Annotated in this window: 17 protein-coding genes; 8 read left to right on the top strand and 9 right to left on the bottom strand. The window is 73.8% G+C overall.

Annotation, left to right across the window (positions count from 1 at the left end):
* The first annotated feature begins 177 nt into the window (after window positions 1–177).
* The 3 genes from ACH414_RS00445 (at window position 178) to ACH414_RS00455 (ending at window position 3,382) form a co-directional block, all read left to right on the top strand.
* Window positions 178–1,428, top strand: coding sequence for an extracellular solute-binding protein (locus ACH414_RS00445; RefSeq protein WP_386561553.1), 1,251 nt, complete (start codon window positions 178–180; stop codon window positions 1,426–1,428).
* A 152-nt stretch (window positions 1,429–1,580) separates the two neighbouring features.
* Window positions 1,581–2,408 (top strand): GNAT family N-acetyltransferase, encoded by an 828-nt coding sequence (locus ACH414_RS00450; RefSeq protein ID WP_398940435.1) that lies wholly within the window; start codon window positions 1,581–1,583, stop codon window positions 2,406–2,408.
* Window positions 2,405–3,382, top strand: a complete 978-nt coding sequence (locus ACH414_RS00455) for a lysophospholipid acyltransferase family protein (protein WP_386561557.1) — start codon at window positions 2,405–2,407, stop codon at window positions 3,380–3,382. Before ACH414_RS00450 ends, ACH414_RS00455 begins: the two co-directional genes overlap by 4 nt.
* Here ACH414_RS00455 and egtD read toward each other — a convergent pair.
* From egtD to egtA, 4 genes are read right to left on the bottom strand one after another with little or no spacing between them, the layout of a single operon-like run.
* Window positions 3,277–4,242, bottom strand: coding sequence for an L-histidine N(alpha)-methyltransferase (egtD, locus tag ACH414_RS00460; RefSeq protein WP_398940436.1), 966 nt, complete (start codon window positions 4,240–4,242; stop codon window positions 3,277–3,279). The genes ACH414_RS00455 and egtD overlap by 106 nt on opposite strands.
* Window positions 4,239–4,991 carry an ergothioneine biosynthesis protein EgtC gene (egtC, locus tag ACH414_RS00465; protein ID WP_382545112.1) on the bottom strand — a complete coding sequence of 251 codons (753 nt, stop codon included), beginning with the start codon at window positions 4,989–4,991 and terminating at the stop codon, window positions 4,239–4,241. The genes egtD and egtC overlap by 4 nt, the downstream gene beginning before the upstream one ends.
* Window positions 4,991–6,307 carry an ergothioneine biosynthesis protein EgtB gene (gene egtB / locus ACH414_RS00470; protein ID WP_398940437.1) on the bottom strand — a complete coding sequence of 439 codons (1,317 nt, stop codon included), beginning with the start codon at window positions 6,305–6,307 and terminating at the stop codon, window positions 4,991–4,993. Before egtB ends, egtC begins: the two co-directional genes overlap by 1 nt.
* Window positions 6,304–7,572 (bottom strand): ergothioneine biosynthesis glutamate--cysteine ligase EgtA, encoded by a 1,269-nt coding sequence (gene egtA / locus ACH414_RS00475; protein ID WP_391768002.1) that lies wholly within the window; start codon window positions 7,570–7,572, stop codon window positions 6,304–6,306. The genes egtB and egtA overlap by 4 nt, the downstream gene beginning before the upstream one ends.
* 130 nt (window positions 7,573–7,702) lie before the next feature.
* Between egtA and ACH414_RS00480 the strand changes: the two genes are divergently transcribed.
* On the top strand, window positions 7,703–8,536 hold the full coding sequence (locus ACH414_RS00480; RefSeq protein ID WP_391768003.1) for a TIGR02452 family protein: 834 nt from the start codon (window positions 7,703–7,705) through the stop codon (window positions 8,534–8,536).
* Here the strand turns inward: ACH414_RS00480 and ACH414_RS00485 are convergent.
* Window positions 8,521–8,937, bottom strand: a complete 417-nt coding sequence (locus ACH414_RS00485; protein ID WP_382545100.1) for a type II toxin-antitoxin system PemK/MazF family toxin — start codon at window positions 8,935–8,937, stop codon at window positions 8,521–8,523. The two genes, ACH414_RS00480 and ACH414_RS00485, sit on opposite strands and share 16 nt — an antisense overlap.
* 93 nt (window positions 8,938–9,030) lie before the next feature.
* On the opposite strand from ACH414_RS00485, the gene ACH414_RS00490 reads away from it, so the two are divergent.
* The 3 genes from ACH414_RS00490 (at window position 9,031) to ACH414_RS00500 (ending at window position 10,778) form a co-directional block, all read left to right on the top strand.
* Window positions 9,031–10,122, top strand: a complete 1,092-nt coding sequence (locus tag ACH414_RS00490; protein ID WP_398940438.1) for a glycosyl hydrolase family 18 protein — start codon at window positions 9,031–9,033, stop codon at window positions 10,120–10,122.
* A 61-nt stretch (window positions 10,123–10,183) separates the two neighbouring features.
* Complete coding sequence (locus ACH414_RS00495) at window positions 10,184–10,351, top strand: hypothetical protein (protein WP_382545095.1); 168 nt, start codon at window positions 10,184–10,186, stop codon at window positions 10,349–10,351.
* A gap of 73 nt (window positions 10,352–10,424) precedes the next feature.
* On the top strand, window positions 10,425–10,778 hold the full coding sequence (locus ACH414_RS00500) for a hypothetical protein (RefSeq protein WP_386561569.1): 354 nt from the start codon (window positions 10,425–10,427) through the stop codon (window positions 10,776–10,778).
* Between the two features lie 79 nt (window positions 10,779–10,857).
* Here the strand turns inward: ACH414_RS00500 and ACH414_RS00505 are convergent, their stop codons facing one another.
* The 4 genes from ACH414_RS00505 to ACH414_RS00520 form a co-directional block, all read right to left on the bottom strand.
* On the bottom strand, window positions 10,858–12,285 hold the full coding sequence (locus ACH414_RS00505; RefSeq protein ID WP_382545089.1) for a flotillin family protein: 1,428 nt from the start codon (window positions 12,283–12,285) through the stop codon (window positions 10,858–10,860).
* Window positions 12,286–12,367: 82 nt separating this feature from the next.
* Window positions 12,368–12,586 carry a hypothetical protein gene (locus ACH414_RS00510; RefSeq protein WP_382545086.1) on the bottom strand — a complete coding sequence of 73 codons (219 nt, stop codon included), beginning with the start codon at window positions 12,584–12,586 and terminating at the stop codon, window positions 12,368–12,370.
* A 14-nt stretch (window positions 12,587–12,600) separates the two neighbouring features.
* Window positions 12,601–13,308 (bottom strand): alpha/beta fold hydrolase, encoded by a 708-nt coding sequence (locus ACH414_RS00515; protein WP_398940439.1) that lies wholly within the window; start codon window positions 13,306–13,308, stop codon window positions 12,601–12,603.
* Between the two features lie 51 nt (window positions 13,309–13,359).
* The gene (locus ACH414_RS00520; protein ID WP_398940440.1) at window positions 13,360–14,613 is read right to left on the bottom strand and encodes an MFS transporter; all 1,254 of its coding nucleotides are present in this window, start codon (window positions 14,611–14,613) and stop codon (window positions 13,360–13,362) included.
* 167 nt (window positions 14,614–14,780) lie between these two features.
* Here ACH414_RS00520 and ACH414_RS00525 point away from each other — a divergent pair, with 167 nt between their 5' ends.
* On the top strand, window positions 14,781–15,803 hold the full coding sequence (locus tag ACH414_RS00525) for a LacI family DNA-binding transcriptional regulator (RefSeq protein WP_382545077.1): 1,023 nt from the start codon (window positions 14,781–14,783) through the stop codon (window positions 15,801–15,803).
* Window positions 15,804–15,835: the final 32 nt, after the last annotated feature.

The following is a 15,835-nucleotide window of genomic DNA, read 5'->3' on the forward strand; positions in this document are numbered from 1 at the left end:
CGCGCGTGAGGTCGTCAAGGACTTGACCATCCGCATTGGTCCAGACCAGAATCCAGGCCACATACCCGCGCGAACCACACGTTCGGTCCCCCCACACGTCGGGTCAGCCCACCATGCCGCACGCCGTGCCGCACTCCATGCGGCGGCTCGTGCCCTGGAACGCAGAAGGTGACCTACGTGAAGAACCGCCCCCTCGTCTGTCCGCTGGCAGTCGCCTCCGCCCTCGCCCTCGCGGGGTGCGGCCTCCTCCCCGGCGGCGGTGGCCCGACCCGCACGGTCAACGTCTGGCTGATGCGCGACAGCGTCAGCGACGACTTCCTCCAGCGGTTCACGCAGTCCTTCGAGGCGGAACACGACAACGTCGACCTCCGGTTCACGATCCAGGACTGGACCGGCATCGGGAAGAAGGTCACCGAGGCCATCAAGGGCCCCGGCGGACCCGACGTCATCGAGGTCGGCAACACCCAGGTCGCGCAGTACGCCGACACCGAGAAGCTCTACGACCTCACCCTGGAGTCGGTCCGCGACCTCGGCAGCGAGGACTGGCTGCCCGGTCTCGCCGAGCCCGGCTCCATCGACGGCGCCCAGTTCGGCATCCCCTGGTACGCGGCCAACCGGATCGTCATCTACAACAAGGACCTCTTCGAGCGGGGCGGCGTCACCAAGCCGCCCGCCACCCGCGAGCAGTGGCTCGACGACACCGAGAAGCTCGACCGCGACGGCACCCAGGGCATCTACCTCGCCGGCCAGGACTGGTACACCCTGTCCGGCTTCATCTGGGACGAGGGCGGCGAGCTCGCCGTGGAGAAGGGCGGCCAGTGGACCGGCGCCCTCGACAGCCCCGCCGCCCGGCGCGGCATGGCCTTCTACAAGGAGCTCCAGTCCCACGGCAAGGGGCCCAAGGACGCCGACGAGCAGAACCCGCCGCAGGCCGAGGTCTTCGCCCGGGGCAACGTCGCCCAGATCATCGCCACCCCCAGCGCCATCCCCGTCATCACGAAGGCCAACCCCGGCCTCAAGGACAAGCTGGGCTTCTTCCCGATACCCGGCAAGAAGGCGGGCCAGCCGTGTGCCGTCTTCACCGGCGGCTCCGACCTGATCATCCCGGAGAACGCCCCCGAGCGCGCCGCCGCCCTCGACGTCGTCAAGGCGCTCGCCGGCGAGAAGTGGCAGACCGAGCTCGCCCGCGCCATGAACTACGTCCCCAACAAGACCTCCCTCGCCTCCGTCGTCGACAATCAGGAGGCGACCGCCACCATGGCCGTCGGCGCCGCCCGCGGCCGCGCCACCCCCAACTCCCCGCAGTGGGCCGACATCGAGGGCGACAACCCCATCAAGCCGTACATGACGGCCGTCCTCCAGGGCGAGGACCCGGTGCAGGCCGCCAAGGACGCCTCCGAGGAGATCACCGCCGGCCTCGCGGAGTAGGCCGGGCGCCGAAGAGCATTCAGCGCCTCCACACCGACCGGCCCCCGGACGGTCACGTCGAATCCAGCCGGTCACGGAAGAAACAAGAAGCCGGACCGCCACCCGCGCGGTCCGGCCCCACCGTCCCTTCCGTACCGCCGGAGGAGCCCGACATGGCCGCAGTACCCGTTGCCCAGCCCGTCGCCGCACCGGTCGTCGCCGCACCGGTCGTGGCCGTGCCGGCCCAGCCGCAGGCGGGGAGCGAGCAGCTGCCCCGCTACGTGGTCGGCCTCGCCCGCGACCAGGAGGAGGTGCGCGCCGCCCAGCGGCTGCGCCACCAGGTCTTCGCCGGCGAGATGGGCGCCGTCCTCGACGGTCCCGAACCCGGTCTCGACAGCGACGCCTTCGACGCCTACTGCGACCACCTCCTCGTACGGGTCGAGGAGACCGGCGAGGTCGTCGGCACCTACCGGGTGCTGCCGCCCGAACGGGCCGCCGTCGCGGGGCGCCTCTACTCCGAGAGCGAGTTCGACCTCAGCCGGCTCGCCCCCATCCGCCACGACCTGGTCGAGGTCGGCCGCTCCTGCGTCCACCCCGCCCACCGCAACGGCGCCGTGATCGCCCTCATCTGGGCCGGTCTCGCCCGCTACATGACCCGCACCGGCCACGAGTGGCTCGCCGGCTGCTGCTCCGTCCCGCTCGCCGACGGCGGCACCCTCGCCGCCGCCACCTGGGACTCCGTCAGGGCCAAGCACCTGGCACCGGAGGAGTTCTGGGTCACCCCGCACCGGCTCTGGACCCCCGAGGGCGTCACCCCGGCCCGGGGCCGCACCGAACTGCCGCCGCTCCTGCGCGGTTACCTCCGGCTCGGCGCCTGGGTGTGCGGCGCCCCCGCCCACGACCCCGACTTCGGCTGCGCCGACCTCTACGTCCTGCTGTCGATGCGCCGCACCAACCCCCGCTACCTGCGCCACTTCCTCTCGCTCGCCCCGGTCCGGTGAGCGCCCCCACGGCCGCGTCGCCGTGGCTGCCCACGGCGCCCTGCACACCGGGGCGGTGCGCCGCGCATCCCGGGCCCGCCGCCCCGCGCGCGACGGCCGCCCGGGGCGTGCTCCGGCTCGCCGCCGGGCTCACGGCCGTGCTCCTCGGGGTGCTGCTCGCCCCGCTCGCGGCCCCGCTGCCCGCCCGTGCGCGGCTGTTCCTCGTACGCCTGTGGTGCCGGGCGGTGCTGCGCGCCTTCGGCGTGCGGATCCGGGTGCACGGGCCGGCGGCGCCCCCCACCGGCGCGCACCTGGTGGTCGCCAACCACCTCTCCTGGCTCGACATCCCGCTGGTCGCGGCCGTGCTGCCGGGCCGGATGCTCGCCAAGCGGGAGGTGCGGGGCTGGCCCCTGCTCGGCCGGCTCGCCGCCTTCGGCGGCACCCTCTTCATCGACCGCGACCGGCTCAGGAGCCTGCCCGGCACGGTGGGCGCCATGAGCCGTGTCCTCGCGGGCGGCGGCCGGGTGATCGTCTTTCCCGAGGGGTCGACGTGGTGCGGCCGGGCGGGCGGCCCCTTCCGTCCGGCCGCGTTCCAAGCCGCCGTGGACACGGGATCCGACATCCAACCCGTACGGATCGCCTACCGGCCCGTCGGCCCGGCCGCGTTCGTCGGGGACGACACCCTGGGGGCGTCCCTGTGGCGGATCGCGACGACGGAGCGACTCGTCGCCGACATCCGGCTACTGGACCCGATATCCAGCAGCCGCGACCCGGACCGGCGGGCCCTCGCCCGGGCCGCCCGGACCGCGGTCCACCCGACCACCCACCCGACCACCCACCGGACCCCGCCGCTTCACCCGCTCCACCCGAACCCGTCCGCCATCCCCCGTCAGCCCACCGTGGCCAACGACAGCGCGAACCGCTCCTCCTCGTCCGTCCACCAGCGGGCGAGCGTGAGCCCCGCCTCGGCCAGCTCCTCCCGTACGCCCTCCTGACGGAACTTCGCCGACACCTCGGTCCGCAGCTCCTCGCCCGCCTCGAACGGCACCACCAGGTCGAGCTCGGGGATCTTCACCGTGAGCGCGTGGCGCGCCCGCAGCCGCATCTCGATCCACTCGCGCTCGCGGTCCCACACCGCCACGTGCTCGAAGTCCTCCGCACGGGCGTCCGCCCCCAGCTCGCGGTCGATGACCGCGAGCACGTTCTTGTTGAACGCGGCCGTCACCCCGGCCGCGTCGTCGTACGCGGCGACCAGGGTCGCCTCGTCCTTCACCAGGTCGGTGCCGAGCAGCAGCGCGTCGCCCGGCGTCAGCATCCCCCGTACCGCGCGCAGGAAATCGCGCCGCTCCGCGGGCAGCAGATTGCCGATCGTCCCGCCGAGGAACGCCACCAGCCGCGGCCCCGGAGCCGCCGGCAGAGCGAGCCCATGGGTGAAGTCCGCCACCAGGGCGTGCACGTGCAGCCCCGGCCGCTCGGCGAGCAGCGCCTCGCCCGCCCCCTTCAGCGCCGACTCGCTCACGTCCACCGGCACGTAGCTGTCGAGCTCGGGAAGGAGCGCGTCGATCAGATGGCGGGTCTTCTCGGAGGAGCCGGAACCGAGCTCCACCAGGGTCCGCGCACCCGTCGCCGCCGCGATGTCGTGGGAGCGGGCGACGAGGATCTCCCGCTCGGCGCGGGTCGGGTAGTACTCCGGAAGCCGCGTGATCTCCTCGAACAGCTCGCTGCCGCGGGCGTCGTAGAACCACTTCGGCGGCAGTTCCTTGGGCGTGCGGGTGAGGCCGTGCAGGACGTCGGCGCGCAGCGCGGCGTCCGTGGCGTCCTCGGGGAGGGTGCGGGTCAGCTGGAACGGGCTCACGGGGAGGGCTCCTTGAGCGGGGAGAGGGCGACGCCCGAGCGGGAGGCGGTGAGGACCGAGTGGTCCGGCACCGCCTGCCAGCGCGGGTCGGCGTCGTACGGTTCGGAGGCCACGACCGTGCGGTCGGGGCCGGTGAGGTACCAGAGCGAGTCCCCCCAGGTGGTCGCCGTGATGGTCGACCCGTCGGTCAGCAGGAGGTTGAGCCGGGCGCCCGGAGCCGCCTCCGCCACCTCCCGTACGGTGTCGGCGAGCGCCTGCTCGGGCGCGTCCCCCGCCCGCAGCCGGCGCAGCACGAGCGCCCACACGAGCGCCGAGTCCGTCCCGGCCGCCAGGGCGAGCAGATCCCGCGCGGGCAGTGTGGCCGCCACCGCGGCCAGGGAGCCCGGCCAGCCGGGGACGGCCCCGTTGTGGCTGAACAGCCAACGGTCCGCGGCGAACGGCGCCGCCGCGGCCTCCCCGTCCGCCCCCGGCAGCGTCGCGCCCCGGACGGCGGCGAGCAGCGCGCGCGTACGGACGACACGGGCCAGGTCGCGGAAGGAGAGATCGCCCCAGATCGGCCCCGAGCGCCGGTAGCGGGCGGGCACGGGGTCGCCCTCGGCCCACCACCCCACCCCGAAGCCGTCGGCGTTCACCACCCCGCTGGCCTGAGATCGCGGCTCCCAGGACTGGCGTTCCAGGGAGTGCGGGGGCCGCAGCAGCAGTTCGCCGAGCGTCGCCGGTTCGCCGAGGAAGGCGAGGTGCCGGCACATCAGACGGGCTCCGCGTTCCGCGCGGTGCGGAAGCCGGAGAAGATCTGCCGCCGCACCGGGAGGTCCCAGTTGCGGAAGGTGCCCCGGCAGGCCACCGGGTCGACGGCGAAGGACCCGCCGCGCAGCACCTTGTGCTCGGGCCCGAAGAACACCTCCGAGTACTCCTTGTACGGGAAGGCCCGGAAGCCCGGGTACGGCAGGAAGTCGCTCGCCGTCCACTCCCACACGTCGCCGATGAGCTGGCGCACCCCGAGCGGGGAGGCGCCCTCGGGATAGCTCCCGCCGGGCGCGGGACCCAGGTGCCGCTGTCCGAGGTTGGCGTGTACGGGCTCCGGGTCGGCGTCCCCCCACGGGTAGCGGCGCGAGCGGCCGGCCGCCGGGTCGTGCCGGGCGGCCTTCTCCCACTCGGCCTCGGTGGGCAGCCGGCGCCCCGCCCAGCGGGCGTAGGCGTCCGCCTCGTACCAGCTGACGTGCAGCACCGGCTCGTCCTCGGGCACCGGCTCGGTCACGCCGAACCTGCGGCGCAGCCAGCGGCCGCCGTCCTGCCGCCAGAACAGCGGCGCCTCGATGCCGTGCTCGCGGATCTGCCGCCAGCCCTCCGGCCGCCACCAGCGTTCCTCGCGGTAGCCGCCGTCGGCCATGAAGGCCAGATAGGCGCCGTTGGTGACGGGGACGGTGTCGATGAAGAAGGCGGGCACGATCCGGGTGTGCGCGGGGCGCTCGTTGTCGAGGGCCCACGGCTCGTCGGAGGTGCCCATGGTGAACGGGCCGCCCGGCACCAGGACCTCGCTCGCCATGGGGCCGGAGGTGTGCGTCTTCGGCGGGGCGGGCGCGGTGAGCGCGGTGGGCCCCTTGCGCAGCTGGTGGGTGATCAGCATGGTCTCGTCGTGCTGCTGCTCGTGCTGGGCGATCATCCCGAAGGCGAAGCCCGCGTCGACCAGCGGACTGCCCTCCAGAAGCGCGCCGTCGAGCACGTCGAGGACGCGCCCGCGGACGTCCGCCGCGTACGAGCGGGCCTCGGCGGGGGCGAGCAGCGGAAGCGCGGGCCGGGTGGCGCGCGGATGCTGGAAGGCGTCGTAGAGCGAGTCGATCTCGGGCCGCAGCGCCTCCTTTCCGGCGACCGCCCGCCACAGCCACTGCTCCTCCTGGTTGCCGATGTGCGCGAGGTCCCACACCAGCGGCGACATCAGGGGGGAGTGCTGGGCGACGAGTTCGGAGTCGTCCACGCAGGAGGTGAGCAGCGCGGTCCGCGCGCGGGCCGCGGTCAGCGCCGTCACGGCCCGCAGCCGCAGGGCCTCCGTGTCCTGAGCGGTCATGACACCACCTCCTGGAGCTCGTCGGCGGGACAGCCGCCGGGGACGACGTACCGCTCGCGGAACGCGGCGACCCGGCCCGCGACCTCGGTGGTCGCCCCTATCCGCGGCAGCGCCTCCAGGGCGGCGTCGAACGCCGCCAGCGCGGCCACGTGCAGCGCCGGGTCCGTGAGTCCGTCGCGGGCCGCGGTGAGCCACAGCGGGTTGCGCGGCGCGGGACCCGCCGCCCCGCGCGCGGCGAGCGGCAGGACCGCCCGGTGGGCCGCCTCGGCCGCCTTCGGGTCCTCGAACAGGGCGGTGGTCACGGCGACGGGCACCATCCAGCCGTCCGGACCGGACTGGGCGTCGATCATCCGCAGCTCCAGGTGCCCGCGCGGCCGCACCGGCGGGAAGAGGGTGGTCATGTGATAGCGCAGGTCGTCCATGCCGGCCTGCCGCGGCTCGCCCGTGCGCAGCCACTCCCGGAACGTCAGCCCCTCCGGCACCGCCCACGGCCCGCTGGGCGTCCGTACGCAGAGCACCGGGGTGTCAAGGACGTGCGCCGCCCACTCGGCGCGCGGCTCCCCGTCCGCCGGCGGGGCGAGCGCCCGGGAGGGATCCAGGTCCGCCCACAGCAGCTGGCGGGTGGAGCGCCAGCCGGTGCTGCGGCCACCGTGCAGGGGGGAGTTGGCGAAGGCCGCCACCAGGACGGGACCGAGGAGATGGGCCAGCTCCCAGCGCCGCCGGTAGCCGAGCGGACCCGGCCCTTCCACTCCCGCGTCGAGGCAGACCTGCACGGAGGCCGACTCGCACATCATGGCCCGGCCCGAGGGGCCGGTCCGGCCGAGGGCGATCTCCATCGCGTCGTACCGCGGCTCGTGCAGCACCCGCGCGCGGGGCGCGTGCCACGGGTCCACCCCGTAGCCGCTGAGCCCGAGCCCGAGGGGCCGCAGAGCGCCGCGCACCGCCCGCAGATCGGCGGCGAGCGAGTCCAGGCACTCCATGAGGGAGGAGGCGGGCCGCGAGCTGAGCTCCAGCTGCCCGCCGGGTTCGAAGGTGAGGGCCGAGACCAGCGGCAGCGCCCTCACGGTGTCGATCGCCGCGGCCAGCCGGCGCGGCGGAACGGGCAGGCGGGGGTCGCGCAGTTCGTGGACGAGCCACTCCAGCTCGGCCCCGACCGTACGGGGCGGGCCGGTCTTGAAGCAGATACATCGGAGCAGGTCCTCGGCCTCCGCCTCGTTCAGCGAGGAACCGCTGTGGGGTATGCCGCTCGTCGGCGACGTGGGCATCGCTGCACCTCCAGGGAAAGCGCTGATTCCACCTAAAGCCACCCCGCCCGGGCGTGCAAGAGCGCCTCTCGCGGGGTGGCCGGTAAAACCCGTTGCCGCCCGAAAGGGGAGTCGATCATGCTTTCGGGCCATGAGCGCACGACTTCGGGCCCTCGCCCGAGAGAACGAGGGGATCGTGGCGGCCGGCCGCTACACGGCGCCGGACGGCCGGACCGTCTCCCTCGCCGAGGACCTGGCGGCGGCACTGGCCGGAACGCGCGTCCACGGCCCCGAACCCGTCCCGGTGACCCCGGGCACCGGCCGTACGACCCTGATCGAGGTCACCGGCGAGAGCAGCCTCGCCGCCGCCCGCCGGATGGTCCGCGCCGACGCCTCCGCCCCGGTGGCGGTCCTCAACTTCGCCTCCGCCCGCAACCCCGGCGGCGGCTACCTCAACGGCGCCCAGGCCCAGGAAGAGGCCCTGTGCCGCGCCTCCGCCCTGTACGCCACCCTGCTGCGCGCCCCGTCGTACTACGCACACCACCGCGCGGAGCGTGACGCCCTCTACACCGACCGGGTCATCCACTCGCCCCGGGTGCCGGTCTTCCGGACCGACCGCGGCGTCCTGCTCGCCGAGCCCTTCACGGTCGGCTTCCTCACCTCGCCCGCACCCAACGCCGGCGTCGTCCGCGCCCGCACCCCCGAGCTCGCCGAGCGCCTGCCCGCGGTGCTGGCAGCCCGCGCCGAGCGGGTCCTGGAGACCGCGGCCGCGAACGGCTACCGCAGGCTGGTGCTCGGCGCCTGGGGCTGCGGCGTCTTCCGGAACGAGCCCGCCGACGTCGCGGGTGCCTTCAAGAAGTCGATCACCCGCGACGGGCGGTTCGCCGGTCACTTCGACGAGATCGTCTTCGGAATCCTCGACCGCGGCCGGGACCAGGCCACCCTGGGCGCCTTCCGCCGCGTGTTCGGTCAGGACCAGCCGTAACGCTCGATCAGCCGGAGCACCACCCGGTCGAAGCGCGGCCGGTCCAGCGCGCACGCCTCCCGCCGCATGCCCGACTCGTGCACCCGCAGCACCCGGTCGAGGTCCACCCAGGACTCGCGCCGCGCGGAGTCCCAGGGCCCCGACCCGATCGCCACCCACTCGCGATCGTTGTCGTGCCGCTTGCTCGACAGCTGTACGGCGAGCAGCGTGCCCGCCTCCTCGCGCGCCACCACCAGCACCGGACGGTCCTTGCCCCGCCCGTCGTTCTCCTCGTACGGCACCCAGGTCCACACGATCTCCCCCGGGTCGGGGTCGCCGTCGTGGTCGGGCGCGTAGGAGGTGCGGACCGCCCCGGTGGAGTACGGGTCGGCCTCGGTCGTGGAGTACAAGGGCGTCGTCATCCCCGCACCCTAGGCCGTGTCCGGACACGGCCTGGCGCCTGAACGGCTCAGCACGCCGGGCGTGTCGCGCGGAAGATCCGCAGGCTCGTGGCCATGCGCCTCGCTCTCCTCGCCCTCGCGGCCCTGCTGCCCCTCGCACCGGCCACCGCGGCCGCGGCCGCACCCGTCCCGCCGACCGTCGCCGCCGACGACACCCCGCCCGCGCGCCGCACCGTCTCCGGCTGGCTCCCGTACTGGGACCAGGAGGCCGCCTACCTCGGCGCGCTGCGCCACGCGGACCAGCTCCACACCGTGAGCCCCTTCTGGTACGAGGCCAAGGCCGACGGCACCGTCACGGACCACCCGGGCGCGGGGGAGCGGCTCATCGTCGACGGACTGCACCGGGCCGGCATCAAGGTCGTGCCCACCGTCATGGAGTCGATGCCCAAGGACGCCCTGGCCGCCCTCGTCACCGACCCCGCCCGGCGCGCCGCCCACGCCGACGCCCTCCTCGCCACCGCTGGCAAGGGCGCCTACGACGGCCTCGACCTCGACTACGAGACCATCGCCACCACCGGCGACGCCACGTACGCGGCCGTACGCGACGGGTACGCGGCCCTCGTCGCCGACGTCTGCGCCCGGCTGCACGCGCGCGCGAAGACCTGCGTCGTCACGCTCATGCCGAAGACCGCCGGCAGCGGCCGCGTCTGGGACTACGCCGCCCTCGGCAAGGCCGCCGACCGGATCCGCATCATGGGCTACAACCTGCACTGGGCGGGTGGCGCACCCGGGCCGCTCGCGAGCACCGCCTGGTACGACGAGGTGCTGCGCACCGCCACCGCCCTCGTCCCCGCCGAGCGCGTCGAACTGGCCCTGCCCGCCTACGGCTGGGACTGGGCCGTCCGCCCGGACGGGACCCGCGCGGGCAGGACCGCCCACGTCACCTGGAAGGAGGCCGAGGCCCTGCGCCGGGCCAAGCGGGCTCCGTACCGACTGGATGCGGAATCCGGCACCCCGTACTTCGTCTACGTGGACGGCCCCGACACCCGCCACGTCTGGTACCAGGACGCCCGCGGCGTCGCCGGCCACCTGACGGTCCTGCGCCGCCACGGCGTCACCCACACCGCCGTGTGGGCCCTCGGATTCGAGGACCCCGCCCTGTGGCCGGTACTCGCCCAGGGCGCCCCGGCGACCCCCGCCGCCTGACGTGCGGCCTTCGTACCCCCGTGCGAGCCTGAGAGGAAGATTCACGACGGGAGGCACCATCGTGGGCAAGAAACAGACCCGCATCAACAAGGGCGCTCGCACCGGCGGTCACGAACACAAGGCGGCGGTCGCGGCGAAGGAGAGTCCGCGCTCCGCCTCGTCCGACGCACCACGCCCGGTGCTCGACACCCCGTCCCACCGCAGGGAGCGCAAGTTCGGGCACAACTGACCCGGCGCACAGGGGCCCGAGGGGCGGAGCGTGGATGATGGACCCTCTGTTCACGCTCGTCCCAGGGGGGAACATGCGCACCACCTGCAACACCGCGGTCCTCGCCGTCGCCCTGCTCGCCGCCGGCCTCACGGCCTGCTCCACGGGGCCCGCGCCGGACGCGGGGCCCGAGACGCCGGCCCCGGCCGTCACCGACCCCCCGCAGGCGGCCAAGGGCTACATGCCCGACCTCGTCGGCGGAAGCGTCGCCGGCGCCATGAGCCGGCTGTCGGGCGGAATGCTCGTCGAGGACGTCTCCGGCAAGGGCCGCACGGTGCCCATGTACGCGGCAGACTGGAAGATCTGCACCCAGGAACCGGCCCCGGGCGCCGCGATCGACGGGTCGGAGATCCACCTCGGCGCCGTCAAGAAGGACGAGACCTGCTGACGGCGCCGCACCGCACGCGAACGGGGCCCGGCACCGGCCGAACCGGTGCCGGGCCCCGACGTCGGCGGGCGCGGCGGGGCTACTCCTCGTCGCCGACCACGATCTCCTGCGAACGCGGCGCCGGCACCGCGGCCACCGCCCCCGCCGCCGCACCGGCCCCGTTCCCGGTCCCGTTCCCGTTCGGGCTCATGGTGGCGAGCAGCTGACGGGCGAGCCCCAGGCCCGTGCCGCCCATGGTCAGCGCCTTGGCGAACATGTCCGCCATCCCGTCCGCGCCGTTCAGCAGCACCATCTGGTCCACGTTGCCGAACGCCGAAGCGCCGGCCTCCACGATCTCCGGCCACCGTTCGGCCAGTTGCTGCGCGACCACCGCCTCCTGGTTCTCCGCGAGCGCCGCGGCCCGCGCCTTGATCGCCTCGGCCTCCGCGAGACCCTTCGCCCGCGTCGCCTCGGCCACCGCGAGGCCCTTCGCGTGCGCCGCCGCGGCCTCCGCCTCACCCGTCACCCGGGTGGCCGTCGCCATCGCCGCGCTCGCCAGCTCGGTCTCCTTGGCGTCGGCCTCGGCCGCCGAGATGCGCGCGTCGCGCTCGGCGGCGGCCAGCGTCCGCTTCTCGTACGCCAGGGCGTCGGCGGGCTTGCGCACGTCCGCCTGGAGCTGCTGCTCCTTGCGGTCGGCCTCCAGCTCGGCGACCCGGGTCTCCTGGACCACGACCTCCTGACGGGCCGCCGCGTCCGCGAGCGGACCGGCCTGCCGGGCCTTCGCGGACGCCTGGTCCCGCTCGGCCTGGTAGCCCGCCTGGAGGATCTCGCTGTCCCTGGTCGCCTCCGACATGCGCGCCGCGGCCTGCTGCTCCGCCTCGGTCGCCCGCCGGTTGGCCTCCGCCTGGGCGATGCGCGCGTCCCGCTGCACCGCCGCCGCGTGCGGCGCCGCCAGGTTCTTGATGTACCCGGTCGGGTCCTCGATCTCGTGGATCTGCAGCGAGTCCACGATCAGCCCGAGCTTCTCCATCTCCGTGCCACAGGCCGAACGGGCCTGCCCGGTCAGCTTCTCCCGGTCACGGATCATGTCCTCCACCGTCAACCCGCCGACGATGGCGCGGAGATGACCGGCGAAGACGATGTGCACCCGCTCCGACATCAGCTTCTGCTGGTCGAGGAAACGGCGGGCGGCGTTGGCGATCGACACGAAGTCGTCGCCCACCTTGAAGATCACCACGCCCCGCACCTTCAGCGGGATGCCCTGGTGTGTGACGCACTCCACCGAAAGCTGGGTCTCGTTGAGGTCGAGCGAGAGCTTCCGCACCGCCTGGACTCCCGGCAGCACGAGCGTGCCGCGTCCCGTGACGATCCGGAACCCCATGCCTTCGCCGAGGCCCTCCATCTTGTGGTTCGAACCGGAGATGATCAGCGCCTCGTTGGGTTCGGCGACGCGCCACATCAGTTTGAACAGAGCGATCAGAACGGCCAGCGCGCCGACGACGGCGCCCGCCACGATCCCGAGGCTCATGGGCAGGTTCCCCCTTCACCGGAGCCGTGCGGATCCGGTGAAGGGAGTGTGCGCCCGGTGCGCCCGTCACTCAATGGGCGGGTCAACTGTCGTACGCGGCTGTGACATAGACGGTGCGCGGCGGTAGATGTTCCATGACCATCACGACCGTCCCCGTCTCGATCCGCTCCTTGCCGGAGGCCGCATAGGCGAGGAAGTGTTCGGCCCCGCCGCGGATCCGGACGATCACCTCACCGACGAGACCGGGTCCGACGGTGCCGGTCACCCGGCCGAGCAGTCCCACCATCGACGCGTCGTCCATGACCAAAAGGTACGTCAGATCCAGCCGTCCAGGGCGGACATGAACCCGTCGAAGTCGTCCCGCTGGATCGTGTGTCCCGCGCCCGCCACCGTACGGACGTGGAAACCGCGCTCCTCCAGCACCCGCGCCTGCTCGGGGGAGAGCAGCATGCTCGGGTCGGCGAGCATCAGCAGCGAGGGCACCGCCGGGTGCGCCGGCAGCAGGTCCTTGCCGACGAACGGGACGAGGCCGTGGGCGGAGCGCTCGTCCCAGAGCCGCGCCGAGTCGACCTCGATGTCCAGGTCCTCGTCCGGCCAGCGCGGGTTGAACTGCCGTATGTGCTCCCGGGTCAGGGACTTGGCCAGGATGAACAGCTCGGGCCGGTACCCGGCGTCGCCCTCCGGCAGGTGCCAGGCCGGGTCCACGTACACGGCCCGGCGCGGGGCGAGCCGCTCCACGGCGGTGGCCAGGGCCAGTCCGCCGAGGGAGTGGCCGATCGCCAACTCGGCGCCGGCGGGCAGGGTTTCGACGAGGTCGTCGGCGTAGTCCTGCGGGGTGTACCCGGCGGGCCCGGCGGCCCGTCCACTCGCGCCGTGGCCGCGCAGGTCGACGGCCACCACCCGGTATCCGCGCTCCGCGAGCGCGGGTCCGACCCGCCGCCAGGTGCGGTGGTCGGCCAGGATGCCGTGGACCAGAAGGGCGACCCGGTCGCCCGATCCCCAGGTGGTGGTGTGCAACTGCACGGCGGTGCCCTTCTTCGGGGTGCGCCGGGCACCGCGTGCGGCGCGGGCCGGCTAGCGCACGGTACGGATGGGGCGCACGGCGAGTGCGCCGAGCACCGACAGTACGGCGCCGACCAGGAAGAGCGCGGTGTATCCGCCACTGAGCGAGACGATCAGCGAGGCGACGAACGGCGCCACGATCTGCGGACCGGCGTTGGCGACGTTCAGCACGCCCATGTCACGGGCCGCGTCCTCGGCCTTGGGCAGGACCATGGTCACCAGCGCCGTGTCCACCGCCATGTAGCAGCCGAATCCGAGGCCGTTGACGACGGAGAAGGCCAGCATCGCGGTCCAGCTCGTCGAGACGGCGGGCAGGACCAGGGAGGCGGCGGCGAGCGCGGCGGACGCGCCGACGAAGAGCTTGCGCCGGTCGTAGCGGTCGGAGAGCCAGCCGCCGAGGACCGTGGATACCACCATGGCGACCGAGTTGACCGGCATCAGGACGGCCACGGCCTCCTCGGCGCTGAGCCCGGCCGGCAGATCGGTGTGGTCCTTCAGGATGTAGAGCTGGAAGCCGGCGACGGCGAAGTAGCCGAGGACGAGCAGCGCCCGGCCGATGAACGCCCAGCGGAAGTCGTGGTCCTTCAACGCGCTGCCGAAGGCCGCGATCTGCTGCCCCACCGGCATCGGCGCCTTGGCGGGCATGCGCTCCTCGCGGGCGCAGGAGGTGAACAGGACGGCGGTCGCGGCGACGATCGCGCCGAAGACGAGGTAGCCGGTGCGGTAGTCCTCCGAGAAGGCGGCCCCGACCAGCGCGCCGATGGTCGAGCCGATCGGCAGCCCGAGCCCGACGGCGGCCGAGGCCTTGCCGCGCACGGCGAGCGGGACCCGGTCGGGCACCACGGAGGTGAGGGCCGCCTGGTAGATGTTCATCACGGCCTGGCCCAGACACCAGGCGATCATCACCAGCAGGACCGTGTGCACGCTGCCGAGCAGCAGCATCACCGGCACGGCGAGCAGACCGCCCGCCAGGATCCACGGATTGCGGCGCCCCGAGCGGTCGGAGAGCGCTCCGGCCACCGGGTTGAAGACGGTCGCGAAGATCGCGGAGACGCCCGAGACCAGACCGAAGTTGGCCACCTTCGCGGCCGGGTCGATGTCCTCGATCTGCAGCGCGAGGAGCATGCCGGGGACGCCGATGTAGAGCGCGTACATCGCCGTGTTGCCCGCGAGCAGCAGGGGGAGCAGCCCGCGCGTGGGCCGGGGGACGGCGGGGGAGGCGGCGCCTGCGGTGCCGGGAGTGGTTCCGGGGGAGGAAAGGGCCACGATGCCCTCCTGGGGAGACGCCCGTGCGGGGGCGGGAGCGGAAAGGGGGAGTGCGGTCTACACGCCGTGGTTACACGTGTCAGTGGCGCGTGTAACCCCTGTGTAGCACTCGAATCCGGCCATCCGCCAGACCTGAGTCCGGATCGTTCTGGAAAGATGCCGGAGCGATGAGCCAGTCACCCAAGCAGTCCGCCGGACGCCCCGTCCCCACCAGCGCCGATGTGGCGCGCCTGGCGGGCGTCTCCCGGGCCACCGTCAGCTACGTCCTGAACAACACCGCGGCCGTGCGGATCAGCGAGCCCACCCGGCGCCGCGTCCGCGAGGCGGCCGAGGAGCTCGGCTACGTCCCGCACGCCGGGGCGCGCAGTCTGCGCGCCGGTCACAGCCGGATGGTCCTGCTGCCCACCGCCCATGTGCCGATCGGCCCGCTGTACAGCCGTTTCTTCAACGAGCTCCAGTGGGCGCTGCGCCGGCTCGACTACACCGTGGTGCAGTACGGCAGCGTCGGCCTCGATGCGGACGAGGCGGCCCGGGCCTGGGCGGAGCTGCGCCCGGTCGCCGTCGTCTCGCTGGGCGAGGTCGAACTGACCCCGCAGGGCGTACAGCTCCTCAAGCGCTCCGGCGCCAAGGCCGTGATCACCGTCGGCCCGCAGCGGGTCGAGGGCACCCACGCCCTGGTGATGGACCAGGCGCAGGTCGGCCGGGCGGCGGGCGCCCACCTCGTGGAGCGCGGCTGCCGCGCCATCGGCGTCGTGCTGCCCGAGGAGCCGGGCCTGGAGATGTTCTCCGTACCGCGCTTCGAAGGGGTCCGGGCCGCGGCCGAGGCCGCGGGCGCCGAGGTCGTCCCGCTGCCGCTGCGCTACGAGGAGGAACCGGCGCGCGTCCTCGCGGCCGGCTGGCGCGAACGGGGCCTGGACGGCGTGTTCGCCTACAACGACGAGTACGCGATGCTGCTCATGCGGGCGCTCCAGGACGCGGGGATCGCGATCCCCGAGGAGACGGCCGTGGTCGGCTCGGACGACCTGGTGCTCGGGCGGCTGCTGCGGCCGCGGCTCAGCACGGTGCACATCGACATGGTCATGGGGCGCGAGCTCGCCGAACTGGTCGACCGCGTGGTCCGCGACCCGGAGTCGGCGCCGGAGCGTCAGGAGCTGCTGGACTCCCGCGTGGTGCGGCGCGAGTCGAGCTGACCGGGGCCGGGGCGGGCCGGCCGGACGGCCGG

The organism is Streptomyces sp. NPDC020422 (genome assembly GCF_044386705.1).
GTDB lineage: Bacteria > Actinomycetota > Actinomycetes > Streptomycetales > Streptomycetaceae > Streptomyces.

What these genes read in the sequence shown, in the direction of transcription:
- ACH414_RS00450 (WP_398940435.1), top strand. Translation starts at nt 1,581, where the DNA reads ATGGCCGCAGTACCCGTTGCCCAGCCCGTCGCCGCACCGGTCGTCGCC.
- egtC (WP_382545112.1), bottom strand. Translation starts at nt 4,991, where the DNA reads ATGTGCCGGCACCTCGCCTTCCTCGGCGAACCGGCGACGCTCGGCGAA.
- egtB (WP_398940437.1), bottom strand. Translation starts at nt 6,307, where the DNA reads ATGACCGCTCAGGACACGGAGGCCCTGCGGCTGCGGGCCGTGACGGCG.
- egtA (WP_391768002.1), bottom strand. Translation starts at nt 7,572, where the DNA reads ATGCCCACGTCGCCGACGAGCGGCATACCCCACAGCGGTTCCTCGCTG.
- ACH414_RS00480 (WP_391768003.1), top strand. Translation starts at nt 7,703, where the DNA reads ATGAGCGCACGACTTCGGGCCCTCGCCCGAGAGAACGAGGGGATCGTG.
- ACH414_RS00485 (WP_382545100.1), bottom strand. Translation starts at nt 8,937, where the DNA reads ATGACGACGCCCTTGTACTCCACGACCGAGGCCGACCCGTACTCCACC.
- ACH414_RS00490 (WP_398940438.1), top strand. Translation starts at nt 9,031, where the DNA reads ATGCGCCTCGCTCTCCTCGCCCTCGCGGCCCTGCTGCCCCTCGCACCG.
- ACH414_RS00500 (WP_386561569.1), top strand. Translation starts at nt 10,425, where the DNA reads ATGCGCACCACCTGCAACACCGCGGTCCTCGCCGTCGCCCTGCTCGCC.
- ACH414_RS00505 (WP_382545089.1), bottom strand. Translation starts at nt 12,285, where the DNA reads ATGAGCCTCGGGATCGTGGCGGGCGCCGTCGTCGGCGCGCTGGCCGTT.
- ACH414_RS00510 (WP_382545086.1), bottom strand. Translation starts at nt 12,586, where the DNA reads ATGGACGACGCGTCGATGGTGGGACTGCTCGGCCGGGTGACCGGCACC.
- ACH414_RS00525 (WP_382545077.1), top strand. Translation starts at nt 14,781, where the DNA reads ATGAGCCAGTCACCCAAGCAGTCCGCCGGACGCCCCGTCCCCACCAGC.